18 protein-coding genes, 1 tRNA gene and 1 other RNA gene are annotated in these 20098 nt (G+C 41.0%); 11 read left to right on the top strand and 9 right to left on the bottom strand.

The features are described from left to right. Positions 1-24: 24 nt before the first annotated feature. The 3 genes from ACMZ6Z_RS00800 to ACMZ6Z_RS00790 form a co-directional block, all read right to left on the bottom strand. Positions 25-2589 (bottom strand): YfhO family protein, encoded by a 2565-nt coding sequence (locus ACMZ6Z_RS00800; RefSeq protein WP_416130762.1) that lies wholly within the window; start codon positions 2587-2589, stop codon positions 25-27. A gap of 70 nt (positions 2590-2659) precedes the next feature. After that, entirely contained in the window at positions 2660-4282 is a 1623-nt protein-coding gene (locus ACMZ6Z_RS00795; RefSeq protein ID WP_416130761.1) for an ABC-F family ATP-binding cassette domain-containing protein, read from the bottom strand. A gap of 66 nt (positions 4283-4348) precedes the next feature. Continuing rightward, complete coding sequence (locus ACMZ6Z_RS00790) at positions 4349-5221, bottom strand: YitT family protein (RefSeq protein ID WP_416130760.1); 873 nt, start codon at positions 5219-5221, stop codon at positions 4349-4351. A 354-nt stretch (positions 5222-5575) separates the two neighbouring features. Here ACMZ6Z_RS00790 and ACMZ6Z_RS00785 point away from each other — a divergent pair, with 354 nt between their 5' ends. The 3 genes from ACMZ6Z_RS00785 to guaB all read left to right on the top strand — a co-directional run bounded on the left by ACMZ6Z_RS00785 (position 5576) and on the right by guaB (position 8832). Next, on the top strand, positions 5576-6139 hold the full coding sequence (locus ACMZ6Z_RS00785; protein WP_416130759.1) for a GNAT family N-acetyltransferase: 564 nt from the start codon (positions 5576-5578) through the stop codon (positions 6137-6139). Between the two features lie 37 nt (positions 6140-6176). Further along, positions 6177-7199 carry a tryptophan--tRNA ligase gene (gene trpS / locus ACMZ6Z_RS00780; RefSeq protein ID WP_416130758.1) on the top strand — a complete coding sequence of 341 codons (1023 nt, stop codon included), beginning with the start codon at positions 6177-6179 and terminating at the stop codon, positions 7197-7199. Positions 7200-7350: 151 nt separating this feature from the next. Continuing rightward, a complete protein-coding gene (gene guaB, locus ACMZ6Z_RS00775) occupies positions 7351-8832 on the top strand; it encodes an IMP dehydrogenase (protein WP_416130757.1) in 1482 nt (493 codons plus the stop codon). On the opposite strand, the gene ACMZ6Z_RS00770 is transcribed toward guaB, so the two are convergent. Then, the gene (locus tag ACMZ6Z_RS00770; protein WP_416130756.1) at positions 8817-8984 is read right to left on the bottom strand and encodes a hypothetical protein; all 168 of its coding nucleotides are present in this window, start codon (positions 8982-8984) and stop codon (positions 8817-8819) included. The genes guaB and ACMZ6Z_RS00770 overlap by 16 nt on opposite strands. A 127-nt stretch (positions 8985-9111) precedes the next feature. On the opposite strand from ACMZ6Z_RS00770, the gene ACMZ6Z_RS00765 reads away from it, so the two are divergent. Further along, complete coding sequence (locus tag ACMZ6Z_RS00765; RefSeq protein WP_416130755.1) at positions 9112-9981, top strand: GRP family sugar transporter; 870 nt, start codon at positions 9112-9114, stop codon at positions 9979-9981. Positions 9982-9996: 15 nt separating this feature from the next. Here the strand turns inward: ACMZ6Z_RS00765 and recF are convergent, their stop codons facing one another. Together recF and yaaA are read right to left on the bottom strand one after the other, a co-directional pair. Further along, the gene (recF, locus tag ACMZ6Z_RS00760; protein WP_416130754.1) at positions 9997-11094 is read right to left on the bottom strand and encodes a DNA replication/repair protein RecF; all 1098 of its coding nucleotides are present in this window, start codon (positions 11092-11094) and stop codon (positions 9997-9999) included. A gap of 3 nt (positions 11095-11097) precedes the next feature. Next, entirely contained in the window at positions 11098-11463 is a 366-nt protein-coding gene (gene yaaA, locus ACMZ6Z_RS00755) for a S4 domain-containing protein YaaA (RefSeq protein WP_416130753.1), read from the bottom strand. An 84-nt stretch (positions 11464-11547) separates the two neighbouring features. Here yaaA and yfmF point away from each other — a divergent pair, with 84 nt between their 5' ends. The 7 genes from yfmF to ACMZ6Z_RS00720 all read left to right on the top strand — a co-directional run bounded on the left by yfmF (position 11548) and on the right by ACMZ6Z_RS00720 (position 18074). Next, positions 11548-12795, top strand: a complete 1248-nt coding sequence (gene yfmF / locus ACMZ6Z_RS00750; protein WP_416130752.1) for an EF-P 5-aminopentanol modification-associated protein YfmF — start codon at positions 11548-11550, stop codon at positions 12793-12795. A 2-nt stretch (positions 12796-12797) separates the two neighbouring features. Beyond that, positions 12798-14090: an EF-P 5-aminopentanol modification-associated protein YfmH gene (gene yfmH, locus ACMZ6Z_RS00745; RefSeq protein ID WP_416130751.1), complete on the top strand. Its 1293-nt coding sequence runs from the start codon at positions 12798-12800 to the stop codon at positions 14088-14090. Positions 14091-14215: 125 nt separating this feature from the next. Continuing rightward, positions 14216-15082: a helix-turn-helix domain-containing protein gene (locus ACMZ6Z_RS00740; protein ID WP_416130750.1), complete on the top strand. Its 867-nt coding sequence runs from the start codon at positions 14216-14218 to the stop codon at positions 15080-15082. A gap of 5 nt (positions 15083-15087) precedes the next feature. After that, on the top strand, positions 15088-15630 hold the full coding sequence (gene pgsA / locus ACMZ6Z_RS00735; RefSeq protein ID WP_416130749.1) for a CDP-diacylglycerol--glycerol-3-phosphate 3-phosphatidyltransferase: 543 nt from the start codon (positions 15088-15090) through the stop codon (positions 15628-15630). A gap of 11 nt (positions 15631-15641) precedes the next feature. Further along, on the top strand, positions 15642-16469 hold the full coding sequence (locus ACMZ6Z_RS00730; RefSeq protein WP_416130748.1) for an energy-coupling factor ABC transporter ATP-binding protein: 828 nt from the start codon (positions 15642-15644) through the stop codon (positions 16467-16469). Continuing rightward, the gene (locus ACMZ6Z_RS00725) at positions 16445-17287 is read left to right on the top strand and encodes an energy-coupling factor transporter ATPase (RefSeq protein ID WP_416130747.1); all 843 of its coding nucleotides are present in this window, start codon (positions 16445-16447) and stop codon (positions 17285-17287) included. The genes ACMZ6Z_RS00730 and ACMZ6Z_RS00725 overlap by 25 nt, the downstream gene beginning before the upstream one ends. Next, entirely contained in the window at positions 17280-18074 is a 795-nt protein-coding gene (locus ACMZ6Z_RS00720) for an energy-coupling factor transporter transmembrane component T family protein (protein ID WP_416130746.1), read from the top strand. The genes ACMZ6Z_RS00725 and ACMZ6Z_RS00720 overlap by 8 nt, the downstream gene beginning before the upstream one ends. A 297-nt stretch (positions 18075-18371) precedes the next feature. On the opposite strand, the gene ACMZ6Z_RS00715 is transcribed toward ACMZ6Z_RS00720, so the two are convergent. The 3 genes from ACMZ6Z_RS00715 to ACMZ6Z_RS00705 form a co-directional block, all read right to left on the bottom strand. Continuing rightward, positions 18372-18444 (bottom strand) — tRNA-Lys (locus tag ACMZ6Z_RS00715). 6 nt (positions 18445-18450) lie between these two features. Further along, positions 18451-18644: non-coding RNA, 6S RNA (gene ssrS / locus ACMZ6Z_RS00710), on the bottom strand. 65 nt (positions 18645-18709) lie between these two features. Beyond that, entirely contained in the window at positions 18710-19978 is a 1269-nt protein-coding gene (locus tag ACMZ6Z_RS00705; RefSeq protein ID WP_416130745.1) for a replication-associated recombination protein A, read from the bottom strand. Positions 19979-20098 lie beyond the last annotated feature (120 nt).

Genomic DNA, 20098 nt, shown 5'->3' with positions numbered 1-20098 from the left:
TACTAACGTTAAGCCCAGTTCTTTTTATCTGAAAATGATGATCACATAACGATAGACCAGAAATAAAAGCAAACCTAACAGAGATAATGCAAGTCCTTCTTTTAACCCTTGTGGCCTAAAAGTGAGTTGGATAGTTCCTTTTCCTTTTGGGATATCCACAGCCATGATTCCTTTTTGGACGCTGCGAATCTTTGTCGGCTTGCCATTAACTTGAGCCTTCCAGCCTTTATCAAATGGCAGGGTGTAAATCATAGAGGTGTTAGCATCAGCTTGATAAGTGGTTAGTAAAGTGTTCTGAAATGTTTTTGTACTCGTCTTTTGATGTTTTAAGTCAGTCATGGCTTTTTGATAAGATAGGATGTTTAGGCCATAAAAGTGAGGTACATCAAAACTGACGGCCCTATGACCAGGAAAAATTAGGTCAACCGTAACGGTTTTGGCCTCTTCAAAATAGCCGATATTAAAGAAAGAATAGGTATTATCAGTTGTAAAAATTTGCTTTGTTTGACCATAAGAAACGATGACTTCCTTTTGCTGCCCATCAGAAAGGCTCAAATTAGGCACACTAACATAAACTTGCTGTTGAGCAGGGACAGTTATTTGATAGCTTATTTGTGCTGTTTCTGAGGGCTTTGTCTCTAAGCTAACACGATTGGATAAGGTTTGTGTGGGAGTATTAGTTTGGTATGCTAGCCGTTGAAAATAAGTTTCTGAGAGTCCTGTTAGTTGGTTCAGAAAGAGGCTTTGATTGTCAAGAGTGTTGGCAGTAAAGTTGACATCTTTGTAACGATGCTTTGACATAATACCTAAAGGCAGAGCGTAAGCATTTTGATAAAGAGCTAAGTTTTCGGCAATTTTTGCTTTTGTAAAGCCAAATTTTTGTGGCTCAAAAGGGCTAAGATTATACTTTACCGACAACAAACTGTCTGCAATAATGGTATTATTTTGATAGCGTAGGTTAAGATTTGTTCCGTGGGATTGAAAGCCCAGACGATCAAGAAAACGACTGGAAGCTGTATTACGAATGGATGAAAATTGCGAAATACCGTTATAATGAAACTTCATGCTATCATTTCCGGTTTGGGGGAGCAGTCGTTCCGTTCGGTAAAATGCTGTTTCTTTAGATTTTGAATAGGTGACCAGAGCCTCAATGCTGCGACGATCTTTGTCATAGCTCTCACGTGTGGGAAATACCCATTCTGAACCAAGGCTACTGACCAGAAAACCCCCATTTAAAAAGATTTCAAAGACTGTAAAGAACAAGGTCACACTTGGTAAAAATCCTCTGGGAAGGCTGGTGTTGTGGTGATTGATGAGAATGACCAAATAAGCAAGCACAAATAAGATGGTCATTATTATTTGAGATGTTTTCAAAAAATCATATCTATCATGACAAAAAGCTGTCGCTGAAAAACCGAAAACGACTAAAATCACCAAACTTGCAGTATTTTTTACAGTCACACTTTGCCAGTGACTAAGCGTTTCGGCTGCCATGGTAATAATTAGAAGTGATAAGAGCCAAGAGTAGCGATGCAAAAACATATTTGGGGCATGCATGCCCTGCCATAGTAAGTCTAGGGGTTCAAGATAAAAAGCAGCTATCATAAGCATTACTAAAAACCCATAGGCTAGCCTTACTTGCCAGTTAATGCTTTTGATAGTGAGAAAAAGGAGGCAGAGCAACAAAGGAAATAGGCCTACTGATATCATAGGAAGAGAGCCAAACTTTGTTGTGTCATAGGCTCCTACGACATGCTTGGCAAAGACATCTAGATACCAAGCCTCTTTGGAGAACCAGTTAGTGATTGGTGAGAGTTGCTCCCCATGGGTGGAGAGGTCCAAGTAGCTTGGCAACAACATAAAAGCACTCGATAAAGCTGACAGGCTAGACACGATGGCAAAATCCAAAAACTGCTTGAGGCAATTACGCCAGCTGCTTGTTTTTGTTAACTGGACCAAGGTGTATAGTGCCAAAAAGATGGCCATCATAAAACCAAAATAGTAATTTTGACTAAAAAGAATGACTAGGCTAAGGTAATAAACCAGAAAACGACGTTTTTCCAATAGGAGATGCAAGCCTAACATAATGATTGGTGCTATGATAAAGACATCTAACCAAGTGTTAATTTCGAGTTGACTGACTGCAAAGCTCATTAAAGCGTAGCAAGTAGACAAGGCTAAGTTCAAGGCAGTGTTGACAGATCTGTAAAGCTGTCGTAAAGTGACAAACATGGTTAAACCAGAGCAACCAAATTTCATCAAAGTAAAGAGGTAGATGGCATCAGGGATTGTCTCCAAAGAGAAAAAATAGAGAAAAGGAGAGAAAAAAGAGCCAAGGTAATAACCGATTAGAGCATAAAAATTAAGCCCTAAACCACTGGTGAAGGTGTAGAAAAGACTGTCAGAGCCATGCAAAATATTTCTGAGACTTTGTGCAAAAATAGCGTATTGATGAAAGCCATCGCTAGCCAAAATCGTCCGATCACTTCCCCACCAAATACCGTTGGTGAGTAGAACCATAAACATGATTAAGATAGGCAGTAGCAATGCTAGAAAATAGGGGAGTCCCCTTTTAACTGTAGAAGTCATAGATTAACCTTGTAAACTCATTGTAAAGTATAGTTGAAAACTCAGTTGATGAACAACTGAGTTTTGTGATTTAGTCTTTCCAAAGTTCCTGAACCTTGGCTTGAACCTCCTTGTTTGCTAGGAAGTCATCGTAGGTCTCATCGATACGATCAATAACGCCATTTTTAGAAAGAACAACGATATGGTTAGCTAGTGTTTGAATAAACTCATGGTCATGACTGGCAAAGATGATAGAGCCCTTAAAGGCTTTTAAACCATCGTTAAGACTTGAGATAGACTCCAAGTCCAAGTGATTGGTAGGGTCATCAAGTACCAAGACATTTGATTTTAAAAGCATGAGCTTAGAGAGCATGACACGAACCTTTTCGCCCCCTGACAGGACATTGACAGACTTGTTAACCTCATCACCAGAGAAAAGCATCCGACCAAGGAAACCACGCAAGAAGGTGTTATCATCTTCTTCCTTAGCAGCAAACTGGCGTAACCATTCAAGGATTGACTCGTTATTGTCAAAGTCTTTGGTGTTGTCTTTTGGTAGATAAGATTGACTGGTTGTAACGCCCCACTTAACCGTTCCCTCATAAGGAATGTCGCCCATGATAGCACGAATAAGAGCCGTTGTCTGAATATCATTTTGCCCGATAAGAGCCGTCTTGTCACCTGGACGCAAAATAAAGCTAATATTATCCAAAACTTTCTCACCTTCAATGGTGACAGAAAGGTTTTCAACGGTTAGGAGGTCATTACCGATTTCACGTTCAGCTTTGAAATTAATGAAAGGGTATTTCCGACTTGATGGAACAATTTCTTCCAGTTCAATCTTATCAAGCATTTTCTTACGAGAGGTTGCTTGCTTAGACTTTGAAGCGTTGGCAGAGAATCGAGCCACAAACTCTTGTAATTGCTTGATTTTTTCTTCTGCCTTAGCATTACGATCAGACTGAAGACGTGCCGCTAACTCAGATGATTCTTTCCAGAAGTCATAGTTCCCAACAAAGAGTTTGATTTTACCAAAGTCAAGGTCTGCCATGTGGGTACAAACCTTGTTCAAGAAGTGACGGTCATGGGATACGACGATGACCGTATTGTCAAAATCAATCAAGAAATCTTCTAGCCATGAGATAGACTGGATATCAAGACCATTGGTTGGTTCATCAAGAAGAAGCACATCTGGCTTACCAAAGAGAGCCTTGGCTAAGAGAACTTTAACCTTGTCACCGTTGGCTAACTCACTCATACTTTGGTAGTGAAGGTCTTCTGAAATGTTAAGATTTTGCAGCAACTGAGAGGCTTCAGCTTCAGCTTCCCAACCACCGAGTTCTGCAAATTGCCCCTCTAACTCAGCTGCACGCACACCATCTTCGTCAGAAAAATCTTCCTTCATGTAGATAGCATCTTTTTCTTTCATGATGTCATAGAGCTCTTGGTTACCCATGATAACAACATCAATAGCGCGTTCATCCTCATAGTCAAAGTGATTCTGACGAAGGACTGAAAGGCGCTCATCCGGACCAAGTGAAATGTGTCCTGTTGATGGCTCAATATCTCCTGCTAGAATTTTTAAAAAGGTTGATTTACCAGCACCATTGGCACCGATAAGTCCATAAGTATTTCCTTCTGTAAATTTGATGTTAACATCATCAAAAAGTTTGCGATCACTAAAACGTAGTGATACATCTGAAACTGTAAGCAATGTGATTACCTCATTTTATCTATAATAATACTTCATTTTACTAGAAAAGTCAGCTTTTTTCAATGATTAGCCTGGTAAGATGATATCTTCTTCAGGGACTTTATAATCCTTTGTCAAGCTAAATCCTCGACCAGTCACACGGCTTGCTGGGGTGATGATGACAAAAGCCGATGGGTCAATCGTCTCAATCGCTTTTTCAAAACGGTGCACCTCATGGCTAGAAATCGTTGTCATTAACATGACCTGGTCCTTGTCAGTATAACCTCCTTTGATAGGAATGGTCGTGACCCCTCTGTCAAGCTCTGAGGCAATAATTTTCCGAATATCAAGATGTTTTTGTGAAACAATCATCATATTTCGTGCAGATGATATGCCTGTTTCCATGATGTTAACCGTATAAGAAACCACCATCAAACCAATGATCGAGTACATGACGGTTTCAATATCAAAGGCGAAAAACCCCATAGCAACACTAAAACCATCTACAACCGTCATAGCGATAGCTAGAGACAATGGGCTGTATTTGTGAAGAACTTGTGTTAAAATCCCTGTTCCACCAGTAGATGAATTGCCTAAGAACACTAAACCCAGACCAAAACCGACGATGATCCCACCAAAAATAGCAGCCAGCATGGGGTTAGACGTCGCAGACGGTAGCCATTCGGTTAATTTGATAAAAACAGGAAAAATCCAAGAACCATACAAGGTTTTAAAAAAATTAACGCGTCCTAAGCCAAAGTAGCAAATGGCTAGCAAGGGAATGTTGCTCCACAGCAAAAAGGTTGAAGGATTCCAGCCAAGTAATTTTTTTAAGCTAACAGCTATTCCCACCATGCCACCAGAAGCAATATTGTTATCAATAAACATAGTGTTAAAGCCAATAGCTACAATAAAAGTTCCCAATGTGACTAGCAAAAAGTCAATGATACGTCTGTTCATGTTTCCCTCTTTCTATGTTTTCTTCATCTTTATTATGAGGAAAAGTCATATACTCGTCAAGTTTTTCAGCCAAACCTTGACATTTGAAGGTGTTTTTTTTAGAATTGATGTATCAGATAAGTAGTTAGGTTTAATCCTTTTTAGAGAGCTGGTGGTTGCTGTAAACCAGTAGGATAACTTAATCAAGTGGGCTGATGTTTCACATGAAACCAAATGGTATCATGCTTCTTAATTCTTAATAAGGTAAGAGATGACACAACTGTGTTAATTGAGGTGGTACCGCGTCACATTAGTAAACGCCCTCACGTAGATTTATCTACGTGAGTTTTTTTATGTTAAAAAGTAGGGTAATGAATGGAAAAAATTTATCAAAAGTTAGATCGATACCGAGTTCTGGAAACAGAGAGATTACTCCTTAGTCCAGTGACCTTAGCAGATGCGAAAGACATGTTTTCCTATGCCTCAGATGAAGAAAATGTTCGTTGGACTTTTGCGGCCAATCAATCACTGGAAGAAACCAAAAATATTATCGCTAGCATCTATCTAGCTAGTCCCTTGGGACGCTGGGGGATTGAGCTAAAAGAGACAGGTCAGTTTATCGGAACCTTGGATATGCATCATCTAAAGGAAGAGGTTGGTTGTGCTGAATTTGGTTATACCCTAAATAAGTGTTTTTGGAATCAAGGTTATATGACAGAAGCTGCAAAGGCATTTGTAACAATTTTTTTCGAAAAACTCGATATGAATTGTTTAGTTGCTCGGTATGATAAAGAAAATCCAGCTTCCGGTCGAATTATGCAAAATCTCGGTATGCGATTCAGTCATGAAGAGCCCTATGCTAAGCTTGATAAAAAAGTTCCAGAACGTATTGTCACCATGATGCATTACGTCCTTACCAAAGAAGACTATTTTAAATAAATTGACAACATTGTCAACTAACTGTAAAGGAGAAAAAATGACTAGACCAATTATTTTAACAGGAGATCGTCCAACTGGGAAATTACACTTGGGGCACTATGTGGGTTCTCTTAAAAATCGTGTCCTTTTGCAAAATGAAGATCAATATGACATGTTCGTTTTCTTGGCTGACCAACAGGCTCTGACTGACCATGCCAAGGAATCTGAAATGATTAAGGAATCCATAGGAAATGTTGCTCTAGATTACTTATCAGCAGGTCTTGATCCTGAAAAATCAACCATTTTTATCCAAAGTCAAATCCCTGAATTAGCTGAATTAACCATGTACTACATGAACTTGGTATCATTGGCTCGTCTGGAGCGCAATCCTACAGTGAAAACAGAGATTGCTCAAAAAGGCTTTGGCGAGTCTATTCCATCTGGTTTTTTGGTTTACCCTATTTCACAAGCAGCTGATATCACGGCTTTCAAAGCCAATCTTGTACCGGTCGGTAATGATCAAAAACCCATGATTGAGCAGACACGTGACATTGTCCGTAGCTTTAACCACACTTACAAGTGCGATGTCTTGGTTGAACCAGAAGGTCTCTATCCAGAAAATGAAGCTGCTGGTCGTTTGCCAGGGCTTGATGGTAATGCTAAGATGTCTAAATCACTTGGTAATGGCATTTACCTGTCTGATGATATGGACACTGTCCGTCAAAAAGTCATGAGCATGTACACAGATCCAAATCACATTCGTGTTGAGGATCCGGGTCAGATTGAAGGCAACATGGTCTTCCATTACTTAGATATCTTTGGTCGCAAAGAAGATCAAGTGGATATTGCTACCATGAAAGAACACTATCAAGCAGGTGGCCTTGGAGATGTTAAAACCAAGCGTTATCTTTTGGACATTTTGGAGCGTGAATTATCACCAATCCGTGAGCGTCGTTTAGAATTTGCTAAAGATATGGGTCAAGTCTTTGACATGCTTGAAAAAGGCAGTGAAAAAGCACGCGTTGTAGCAGGACAGACCCTCTCAGAAGTCAAAGATGCTATGGGGATCAATTATTTTTAATCCCCTAAACGGGAGATAAGAGCAATATTTGATACGCTCTTCTTGTCCCGTCAATCTTTTCTTTAAAATATATCAGAAAGCTTTTGTTGACAAAATATATCAGCATGTTATGATAGTACAAATAAATTCTAATTTAAAAGGAGACTATTTCATGTCAAATTGGGAATCTAAATTTTTGAAAAAAGGATTTACCTTTGATGATGTCCTACTCATTCCAGCTGAGAGCCATGTTCTACCTAACGAGGTTAATCTAAAAACACAGTTGGCTAGCAATTTGACCTTAAATATTCCTATTATCACAGCAGCCATGGACACTGTCACTGATAGCAAGATGGCTATTGCCATTGCCCGTGCTGGTGGTCTTGGTGTCATTCATAAAAACATGTCTGTCCAAGAGCAGGCAGAGGAAGTTCGCAAAGTAAAGCGGTCCGAGAACGGTGTGATTATTGATCCTTTCTTCTTAACACCGAATCAAAAAATCCATGAGGCAGAAGACCTCATGCAGCGCTACCGCATCAGTGGCGTTCCCATCGTTGATAGCATGGATAGTCGTCGATTAGTCGGTATTATCACTAACCGTGACATGCGTTTTATTTCAGACTATAATGCTTTGATTGCGGAGCACATGACCAGTGATAATCTCATCACTGCTGAAGTAGGAACAGATTTAGCTACAGCAGAGCAAATTCTCCATAAGCATCGTATTGAAAAATTACCCTTGATTGATGAGCAAGGCCGTCTATCAGGACTTATCACCATAAAAGACATTGAAAAAGTGATTGAATTTCCAAATGCAGCCAAGGATGATTTTGGTCGCCTCTTAGTTGCTGGTGCAGTTGGCGTGACTTCTGATACTTTTGAGCGTGCTGAAGCTCTCTTTGACGCTGGTGCAGACGCTATTGTCATTGATACAGCCCATGGGCATTCCGCTGGCGTTCTTCGCAAAATTGCTGAGATTCGTGCACACTTCCCAGACAAGACTCTGATTGCTGGTAATATCGCAACAGCTGAAGGGACTCGTGCCCTTTATGACGCTGGTGTTGATGTGGTAAAAGTTGGGATAGGGCCAGGTTCTATTTGTACAACGCGTGTTATCGCGGGTGTCGGCGTCCCTCAAATCACAGCGATCTATGATGCTGCAAGCGTTGCGCGTGAGTACGGCAAAACCATCATTGCTGATGGCGGTATCAAGTATTCTGGCGATATTGTCAAGGCCTTAGCAGCTGGAGGCCATGCTGTTATGCTAGGTTCAATGTTTGCTGGCACAGACGAGGCTCCTGGGGAGACGGAAATCTTCCAAGGACGCCAATTTAAAACCTATCGTGGTATGGGTTCTATTGCTGCCATGAAAAAAGGATCAAGTGATCGCTATTTCCAGGGTGCTGTCAATGAAGCTAATAAGTTAGTTCCAGAAGGTATTGAAGGGCGAGTTGCTTACAAAGGATCAGCTGCTGACATTGTTTTTCAAATGCTTGGTGGTATTCGCTCGGGCATGGGCTATGTCGGAGCGGCTGATCTTAAAGAGTTACGTGAAAATGCTCAATTTATTGAAATGTCTGGTGCTGGTCTTAAAGAAAGCCACCCGCATGATGTCCAAATCACTAATGAAGCACCAAACTACTCTATGCAGTAAGCATCATAAAACTTGGCTAAAGGATGGCCTGCTGATAGCTTGTAGGACCTCATTGTGATTAGTCTATTTTTGACATGATAATCACTTGATGTGATGAATGCTGTTGACCCTAAAAAACTAGACGTTTCTGTTCCAGCCTCTTTTAGTGTCATAAGAATGACTATATCCTCGTTCTATCTGCTTTAGTCTCAATTGACTGGTATTGAAGGATTGAGGGTTCAGTTATACTAATGAAGCACTAACGGTGCTTGCTCACTCTTGAAATGAAAGGTAATGATTGTGGAAGGTATTCTTTTTGCTTTAGTTCCTATGGTAGCATGGGGAATGATTGGCTTTACATCAACTAAAATTGGGGGAACTGCTCATCAACAAACGCTGGGCCTCACTTTGGGTGCTCTTTTATTTGCAGCGGTCTCTTGGCTTATTGTTCGACCTGAAATGACCAGCACTTTATGGCTTTTCGGTATCATCGGAGGGCTATTGTGGTCTATTGGGCAAAATGGTCAATTTCATGCCATGAAGTATATGGGAGTCTCTGTCGCACAACCCTTGTCCAGTGGTTCACAGTTGGTTTTAGGTAGCTTAATTGGGGCTTTGATTTTCCATGAGTGGACGAAAAGAATTCAGTTTGTACTAGGCTTAGCAGCTCTTATCATTCTCTTAATTGGCTTTTTCTTTTTAAGCAAGCAAGATAGTGATGCCCAGCTTAAAACACTCAAAAGTAGAGATTTTCCAAAAGGTTTTCGTGCCTTGACTTACTCAACGATTGGCTATATTTCTTATACTGTTTTATTTAATAATATTATGCAGTTTGATGCCTTAGCGGTGCTACTTCCTATGGCAATAGGGATGGTCTTAGGAGCCATTCTTTTGATGAAAGGCAAGATCGCCTTTGAGCCAGTTGTTGTGAAAAATGCTGCCGTTGGTTTACTGTGGGGGACAGGAAATATTTTTATGCTCTTGGCTGCCGCTAGAGCAGGTCTTGCTATCGCCTTTAGTTTTTCTCAGCTAGGAGCGGTCATCTCCATCATTGCTGGTATTGTTTTTCTAGCCGAAAAGAAAACCAAAAAAGAAATCAGATGGATTACGATTGGGACCTTTCTTTTTGTACTAGGTGCTATCTTACTTGGTGTTGTTAAATCATATTAAAAAATCAGATCCTATCTAGGAATCTGATTTTATAGTGCCTTGATTGATGGTGAAAACGTTGATGTTATCTGGCATTTGCTTGAGGTGGTCAAGACTTGTCGTTGTCATAAATGTTTGGACATTTTCTTTTAAAACAGCCTCTAAAAGCTTTGATTGACGATGATTGTCAAGTTCGCTCATGACATCGTCAAGGAGTAAGATAGGGTAATCTCCAGTTGCCTGCTTGATGAGCTCAATCTCTGCCATTTTTAACGATAAGATTAGGCTACGATGCTGACCTTGACTCCCAAAGTTAGCCTTCATCTGGTTGATCAAAAACGACACATCATCACGATGAGGCCCAAGACTGGTATTTTTTTTGAAAATATCTCGTTGACGCTGTGTTGACAGTTGCTGTAAAAAATCTTGACGCAACGTTGACAGACTTGTAAAGGAAATAGAGGCATCATAGCAAATAGCCAGTGTTTCAACCCCTTCTGAAATGGTTGCATGATGCTTATTAGCCTCACGCTCTAAATCATGAATAAACTGATAGCGATGTTGCATCACACGACTACCGAAATCTGCTAATTGCTCATCTAAGACGGTTAAAAACGTGTCATCTATGGTTTCGGCCTGTTTTAAGTAAGCATTGCGTTGTTTGAGAACATGATTGTATTGACTCAAGTCTGATAGATAGATGGTTTTGATTTGCCCCAAGTCAATGTCTAAAAATTTTCGCCTTAAACTTGGTGAGCCTTTAATCAACTGTAAATCTTCAGGGGCAAAGAGAACCACGGTTAAATGACCGATGTAGTTTGAAAGTCGGTCTTGTTTAAGGTGGTTGACCTTGGTAACCCGCCCCTTATCTGAGAGATGAATTTCTAAGGGGATTTTACCGTTTTTTCGATGAACAAGACCTGACAGATGAAGGCTGTCTTGGTTAAAAGCAATCAATTCCTTGTCTGAGCGCGTACGATGACTCCGTGTTAAGGCTAAAAAATAAATCGCTTCTAAAAAATTAGTCTTGCCTTGAGCATTTCGACCAATAAAGACATTGAGATTCTTAGAAAACTGAGCAACCACCTCTTGGTAGTTACGATAGTGGTTGAGAGTCAGGCTTTCAATCCACATGAGTTAATTCCCTGGAAAACGTACGGGCTGTTTGACTGCTTTGGAACTGGAAGGCTTAGCTGTTTTTGGCTTGTTTTTATTCATTGTTTTGGCCAATGCAGCCACTCGTTTTTTTTCAGCCAAGTCCATTTGATGTTGTTCGATTTCTGAGTCACTTGGTTGGGTTAGCGTGATTGTCATCCCCTCGTCAACTAAGGTTAACTGATCGCCAATACGTAGCTTTTTACCACGACGTTTCTCATCTTGACCATTAACTAAGAGAGTGTGTTCTGCTAAATAGCTTTTAATAGCGCCTCCGCTTTGAATGATGCCGATTTCTTTTAAAAGCGCTTGTAGGGTTATATAGTCGTCAAATAATTTGTAATCCATTGCGATCTCCGTATCTTATTTGAAGTCATTATACCATAAAAAATGGTATAATTGATGCAACTACCCTTTCTAAAAGGAGTCTAAATGGAAATTGTCAAAGGTGTCAATGTACACCTCATTAAAAATAAATCATTCAAAACAGTCCAGATCAAGTGTCGTTTTAGTGGTTACTTGGATCAAAAAAATGTTGCTAGGAGGGTTTTAGTCGCTCAAATGCTGGAAACGGCTTGTCAAAAATACCCCACTAATCGAGATCTCCGAAAAAAACTAGCCAGTCTCTATGGTGCCAGTTTATCGACCAATGTCATCACCAAAGGACATGTGCATTGTCTTGATATTGACTGCTCTGTTATTAGTGACGCTTGTAGTTTTGAGGAAGATTCGTTACTGCAGCAGTTACTCGACTTATTAAAAGAGATGCTTTTTAAGCCTTTGATAAGGATTGAGCAATACCAGCCTGCTAGCTTTGATTTGGAAAAAACCAACCTGATGGCAGCCATTGATACAGAGGATGAGGATGTCTTTCACCTAGCGGACCAAGCCCTTAAACATCTCTTTTTCAAAGACCCTTGTCAAGCCTTGTCAACCTTGACAACCAAAGAACTCTTGGCAGAAGAAGATGCTTTCACAGCTTATCAAGAATTTCAGCGGATGTTGCATCATGATCTGATTGATATTTTTATCGTTGGTGATTTTGAAGATGACGTCATTATTGACACTTTAAAGAGCTTTCCTTTTAAGGAGAGGCACCTAACCTTGTCACTGACTTATAAGCAGCCTTACACCAATATCATTTCTGAAAGTTTGGTGCCAAAAGATAGCAAACAAAGTGTGCTTACCTTGGGGTATTACATGCCATTTAGCTATGGTGATGAAGCCATGGCTTCTGTTGCTGTTTACAATGCTTTACTAGGTGAGTTGCCAACGTCTAAATTATTCGTAACCGTTAGAGAGAAAAAAGGTTTAGCTTATGCTATCGGTAGCCACTATGATGCCTTTTCACAGTTGTTTAGCATCTACGCTGGCATCCAAAAAGCTGATAAAACCTTAGCTTTGCGTTTGATTTTAAAGCAGACCAAAGAACTACACCTAGGTCAATTTACCAAAAGTGAGCTGGATCAAGCTAAACTGACTTTAAAAAATCAATTGCTAGCAGCTCAAGATTATCCAAAACAACTCATTGAACTGACCTATCATCGCCATCATTGCGATCGCAAAAACACTATTGACAGTTTGTTGACAGAGATTGACAAGGTTAGTAAAGATTCTGTCATTGGCATTGCGAAAGCCTTAAAATTACAAGTCATCCATATTTTAGAAGGGAATGCTTAGGATTGCAAAGAAAACACCATACCTATCCCAACATAGACATCTCTGTTGAGGAAGTAATACTTGACAGTGGTTTACGCCTGCTTTTAGTGGTTAGGCCTGATTTTAATGAGACTCAGGTTTCCCTTTCAACTCCTTTTGGCTCTACTCATCATAAGGTAAAAGTAGGAGAGCAGGAGATGACCTATCCTCTTGGGACGGCACACTTTTTAGAGCATAAGCTTTTTGAACTAACGGATGGGCAGGATGCTTTAGAAGCCTTTACAGCGATTGGAGCAGAGGCGAATGCCTTTACAACCTATCAACAAACCGTTTATTATTTTACTACCGTTAACAAGGTCAATACAGGGATTCATCTCTTGTTAAATCTAGTCAAGACCTTTCACATAAGCCCTGAGAGTCTTGAAGAAGAGCGTGCCATTATCCAAAACGAGCTGCTCATGTATGAAGATGATAGCGACTATCAGCTCAATAAAGCTCTCCTAGTCAATCTCTATCCTGACTCTCCTTTGAGTGAGGATATTGGAGGTAATGCTTCGAGCATTGCACAAATCAGTCTAGCTGACTTAAAATCGGCATACCAGCATTTTTACCCCTTAAATCAACTGACCATGGTTGTTGTGGGAGATTTTGATGTTGACAATGCTGTCAAGGAAGTCTCAAACGCTGTCAACTTGATTGACGAAAATGAAAAGATCAATTTAGAAGATAAGGTTTCGACAACACCTATGATACAAGAGCCTGTCATAAAAAATAGCCGCTTGACTATGGCTGTCAAGCAGTCTAAGTTAGGACTGGGATATAGAGTTATAGGGGATTTAGAGGGTTATACACTGCAGTATTACAAAATAGGTTTACAGCTTTTCTTAGCCATGACCATGGGTTGGACAGCTAAGTCTTACCAAAATTGGTATGATCGCGGCTTGATTGACTATTCCTTTGATGTCAACCTAGAAATATCGTCTGGCTTTAAGTTTGTCACCATTACTGTAGACACCGATCAGCCGATTGCAATGAGTCAAAAAATCAAACAAGTCTTTGAAAAATACGCTAATAGCCCTGATTTTTCCAAAGAGCATTTAAGGCTCTTGAAAAAGGAGATGTATGGTGATTTCATCAAATCTTTGGATTCTATTGATCAATTAGCAAGCCAAATAACACTTGGTTTAGCAGATGATTCAGATTACTTGGCTACTGGTGATGTGATTCGCCAAATCAGTCTTGACGAGATTCGAGAGATTGTCGACCATTTCGTTCAAAATATGGCCTCAACCACTGTTACGATATTTCCAAAATAAGTCATGGGAAAATACTCTTTTTTTTGATATACTTATAGATAGCTAATACACTATAAATAAAAAATAATCAAGATCAATCAACAAAAGTCATTTTTGATTTGTTAACAAGATGAGGAGGTAAGACAATGATGCAAAAATCAGTTGGAACACAACTAAGAGATGGTCGTGAATTAAAGCATTTGAGTCTTGAAGACCTTGAAGCCCTAACGGGTATCAAAGCGTCTTATCTCCTTGCGATGGAAATGGATCAGTTCTCGCTTTTACCGAGTAAATCTTACGAAATTTCCTATCTCAAAAGATATGCCCAGGCTATTGACTTAGACCATGAAGACATTTTACGTCACTACCATATCGCCGTGGCCGAAAAGCAAGAAAGAACGCATGCAAAACAGCTAGAACCCTTGGTAGAAGCTAGGGAAGTCAAGACCTACAGCCGCTTACTGGCTACAACAAAGCCAACTAGCCATCGACGCCTTTCAAGGATGATGCTACTATCTAGTAAGGGGATTGGTTGTCTGTTGCCTGTCATGCTTGTAGCCATTTTGGGGATAATGGGGCTTTGGATATTTTGGCAAAGCTCTTTAAGAACTGTCGTTAATGAGCCCTCCACAAGGCTTGAATCCAAGGCTGTTAATAGCCCTACTACAAGTCCCTCTAGTGAATCACCAAGTCTTTTTGTAACACCATCAGCAGATGGTGTCAATCTGACTGCACAACTCACAAAGGCTAAGAAGCCTGTTGATCTGGTTCTGACACTGTCAGAAGGTGTCGTCAGTAACTGGTTTTCAGTCTCACAATCCCACTATGATGCTGGTGCTAACCTGAACCAAGAAATACCTGTAACCAGAGTTGTCTTAGCAGAAGATGTTACCCAAACCGTCATAGCCCTTGGCAATACGTCGGGTGTCAGCATTAAAGTCAATGGTCAAGATCTTGATCTTTCGACACTGTTACCTAACACGAGTGGCTATATCACATTAACAATCGAGTAAAAATAATGACAAAAAAAGAAAACATTCCCAATCTATTAACCGTTCTTCGCATGATAATGATTCCTTTCTTTTTACTGCTGACCTCTTTGTCGAGTAGTTTGTTTGGGCATATCACTGCTGCGATCATCTTTGCCATAGCTAGTCTTACAGACTACTTAGATGGCTATTTGGCTCGTAAATGGCATGTGGTGACAAACTTCGGCAAATTTGCTGACCCCTTGGCAGATAAGATGCTCGTGATGAGTGCTTTTATCATGCTTGTTGGCTTAAAGATGGCACCCGCTTGGTTGACGGCAATCATCATCTGTCGTGAATTAGCCGTCACAGGACTGCGCCTGCTCTTGGTTGAAACGGGTGGTAAGGTTCTAGCGGCAGCTATCCTAGGTAAAATCAAGACAGTCACTCAAATGCTAGCGGTTATTTTATTGCTCTGTCATTTCAGGGGTCTGGGGACACTTATGCTTTACATCGCCTTGTTCTTTACCCTTTATTCAGGTTATGATTACTTCAAAGGTGCTCGTTTCTTGTTTAAAGATACTTTTAAATGATGGGTGATGCTATGATTGATGTATCACAGGTATACTTTAAATACCAAGAAGATCAAGACGACTACACCCTAAAGGATATTTCATTTCATGTGAAACCAGGTGAGTGGCTCTCGATTGTCGGACATAATGGCTCAGGAAAATCAACCACTGCCCGCTTATTGGATGGGCTTTTATTCCCAGAATCGGGTCACATCAGCATCAATGGAAAGTCGCTAACAGAAGCATCCGTTTGGGAAATTCGTCAGGATATTGGTATGGTCTTTCAGAATCCTGATAATCAGTTCGTAGGAGCAACTGTCGAGGATGACGTGGCTTTTGGTCTTGAAAATAAAGGCATTAGTCAAGAAGAAATGACCGTCAGAGTTAGTGAGGCCTTAGCATTGGTGGGAATGACTGCTTTTAAGACTCGCGAGCCAGCAAGGCTTTCAGGTGGTCAAAAACAACGTGTTGCGATTGCTGGTGCGCTGGCAACAAGGCCTAAGATTTTGATTTTTGATGAATCGACTAGCATGCTTGACCCACAAGGACGTCACGAATTGTTAAGCACGATTGAAAGCATCCGAAAACAGTTTGACATGACGATCATTTCCATCACTCATGATTTGGATGAGGTTGCTCTTAGCGATCGGGTGATGGTGATGGCGTCGGGTCAGATTGAGTCTATTTTAACCCCGCAAAAGCTCTTTGCAAGAGGTCATGAATTGGTGGATTTGGGGTTAGACCTACCATTTACCTCTCGTTTGCAGTTATCTCTTCAGGAGCTTGGATGGTCGCCAAAAGAATATCAAACAGAAACGGAATTGGAAGAGGACTTATGGGAATTTCTCTCAAAGAGGTAAGTTATACCTATCAAGCTGGGACTCCTTTTGAAGGGCGTGCCCTTTTTGATATTGACTTAAAGATTGAACGGGGGTCTTATACTGCTTTTATTGGGCATACAGGCTCTGGCAAGTCAACGATTATGCAGTTGTTAAACGGTTTGAACATCCCTACAAAAGGTACTGTTTATGTGGATGATTTCAAAATGACACCATCTGCTAAGCCTAAGGTTATCAAATCTTTACGTCAAAAAGTTGGCTTGGTTTTTCAATTTCCTGAAAGCCAGTTGTTTGATGAAACCGTTTTAAAGGATGTGGCTTTTGGCCCACAAAATTTTGGGGTTTCAGTTGAAGAAGCGACTGAGCGTGCCCGTCAAAGCCTCAAGCAGGTTGGCATACCAGAAGCTTTATTTGATCAAAATCCCTTTGATTTGTCAGGTGGGCAGATGCGTCGGGTTGCGATTGCTGGGATTTTAGCCATGCAACCTGATTTTTTGGTTTTAGACGAGCCTACTGCGGGACTTGATCCTAGAGGTCGTAAGGAGTTGATGACCTTATTTAAGGAGTTACACCGTTCTGGCATGACGATTGTTTTGGTGACACATATGATAGATGATGTCGCTGATTATGCCGACTATGTTTACCTGTTAGAAAAGGGCAGCATCGTTGCACACGCAAAACCTGCGACTCTTTTTCAAGACCTTGCTTTTTTAGAAGCCAAGCAAGTCGGTGTTCCTAAAATCACAAAATTAGCTCATAAAATGCGTCAAAAAGGGTTATTCTTGTCTCAATTACCGATTACGATCGAAGGATTTTTGGAGGAAATAAAACGTGGATAAGTTACTATTAGGTCGATATATCCCTGGTGATTCTCTTGTCCATCGTTTGGACCCTCGTAGCAAGTTGATAGCGATGATGCTGTTTATTATCGTGGTTTTTTGGGCCAATAATGTGGTGACTAACCTTATCCTGTTAGCTTTTACCATTGTGGCAATCATCTTATCCAAGGTTCCGCTTTCATTTTTTATCAATGGTGTCAAGCCGATGATCGGGATTATCTTATTCACAACCTTATTTCAAGTCTTTTTTACCACACAAGGTAATCCCCTATTCTCATTTTGGTTTTTTAAGATCACAGATTTTGGACTAGCTCAGGCCTTGCTGATTTTTATGAGATTTGTCTTGATTATCTTGATGTCAACCATTCTAACACTCACCACCATGCCCTTAAGTTTGGCAGATGCAGTGGAGGCGCTCTTGAAGCCTTTGAGCGTTATCAAAGTACCGGCACACGAAATTGGCTTAATGCTGTCTCTCAGCTTGCGTTTTGTTCCTACCTTGATGGATGATACCACGCGAATCATGAATGCGCAAAGAGCAAGGGGAGTTGACTTTGGAGAAGGGCATTTAGTGCAAAAGGTTAAGACCATCATTCCTATTTTAATCCCTTTATTTGCATCAAGTTTTAAGCGGGCGGATGCCTTGGCAACAGCTATGGAAGCAAGAGGGTATCAGGGCGGAGATGGGCGTACGAAATACCGTCAATTAAAGTGGCAACCCAAAGATAGCTTAACCCTTCTCATTTTCCTATTTCTTGGGATAGCTTTGTTAATACTAAAAAGCTGACAGGTTGCTCCTTGAAATCATGGTCTTGCAACCTCTTTAAGAATGACTTATGATTTTTAACCATCACAACGATAAATCGTTGACTGGTTTTACCTAGATTGATTTTTCCTGAGGATCACTAGCTTATGCAGAGAAGAACTACCTAGCTGCTTCTCTATCTGTGAGAGCTTGTCAGGTGTTTTTCGTACCATCAATGCTCCTGAGAACTTCTCCAGATTATCACACTACTAGGGTTGGCAGAGTTGGCAGTTGTTATAGAAACAATAAAAAGCCCCAAAAGGCTTTTTTTTCATGTGATGCCCCCTACAGGACTTGAACCTGTGACCCATGGATTAAGAGTCCACTGCTCTACCAACTGAGCTAAGAAGGCAACATAGAAAAAGCTGTATTGGTACCGGTGATTCACGGCTTGTATTGAACCCGCACAATAAAGCAGGTGGGTGACTCGTTCTTGACTTAGCTGCTTCCGCGTGTAAACGGCTTGCATGCTGCCAAGACTCTCTCGTCTCCCGAAATACAAAGAATTAGTCGGTCAACACTTAGATGTGAATTCGTATACCACAGCTATTTCTATCTCTATCATACCACTTTTTTTAAAAATTTCAAGTCAAAAAATGCAAACGTTTTCTATCGCTTTAGTTAGAGAGCCGGTCAATTCGGTCTTTATTAGCACCTAGAGCGCGCTCGTATTTTCCAGTCTCGTTGGCATTAAAATAATTGGCATTTTTGAGTTTGTCTGGGAGGTATTGTTGCTTAACCCATTTTTCTGGATAGGCATGAGGGTACTTATAGTCTTTAGCATTTCCAAGTTCTTTACTGCCAGTATAGTGTCCATCTCGTAGGTGTCTTGGGATAGGTAAATTACCAGAAGTACGAAGATCAGCTAGGGCAGCGTCCATGGCCACATAGGCTGAATTAGACTTAGGAGAAAGTGCTAAATCAACAACGACGTTGGCTATCAAGATTCTAGCTTCGGGAAACCCAATTCGCTGTGCTGCTTCCAAGGCTGTCACGGTGTGGATTTGAGCTTCAGGATTAGCCAAACCAATATCCTCGTAAGCAATCACCGTCAAACGACGCGCCAAACTCGGCAGATCGCCAGCTTCAATCAGTCGCGCCGCATAATGGAGGCTAGCGTTGACATCAGAGCCGCGGATAGATTTCTGGAGGGCAGACAGTACGTCATAGTGGCCGTCGCCGTCCTTGTCCATGGTAATGTAGCTGCGCTGCAAACTATTCTCAATCGTGTCTAGGGTGATGTGACGGCTACCATCTGGTTCTTCTGGCGTTGACATGACAGCTAGGTCTAGGGAATTATAGGCAGAGCGCAGATCCCCGTTAGTGGCAGTAGCGATGAAGTCCAAGGCTGCGCTATCCAAATGCACATCGAAAGCAAAGCCTCGATCCTTGTCAGAAATCGCTCTTTGGATCGCTGACTTGATAGCGTTATTGTCCAGTGGCTCCAGCTCAAAAATCTGGACACGGGAGCGAATGGCGGGTGTGACAGAGAAAAAAGGGTTCTCCGTTGTGGCACCAATCATGATGATATTGCCATTTTCCAACAGGGGGAGAAGAAAATCTTGCTTGGTTTTATCAAGGCGATGAATCTCGTCCAGAAGAAGGACGAGTCCGCCTGAAAACTTGGCTTCTTCAGCGATTTCTTGTAGGCGTTTTTTGGTGTCGACCGTGGCATTAAAGGTACGAAAAGCATACTTTGTCGTTCCAGCAATAGCACTCGCAATAGAGGTTTTTCCGATTCCAGGAGGGCCGTAGAGAATCATGGAGGAGAGCATGTTGGCCTCAACCATACGGCGGAGGATTTTTCCCTCCCCAACCAGATGCTCTTGCCCGATGACTTCAGAGATATTGCGTGGTCGCATGCGTAAGGCTAAGTTATCAGGCATAATATCCCTCCCCAAGCGTCCGTATCTTGTATGGTATCAGGTGATGAAAGATCATTTTTATTAGTGTCCTTAGTCTAAATTATGTTAGAATTATTATACTATAAATAAGGAAACGAGAAA

It is taken from the genome of Streptococcus pluranimalium (genome assembly GCF_047785705.1).
GTDB lineage: Bacteria > Bacillota > Bacilli > Lactobacillales > Streptococcaceae > Streptococcus > Streptococcus pluranimalium_A.
This window is presented reverse-complemented; position numbering and strand designations above follow the sequence as displayed.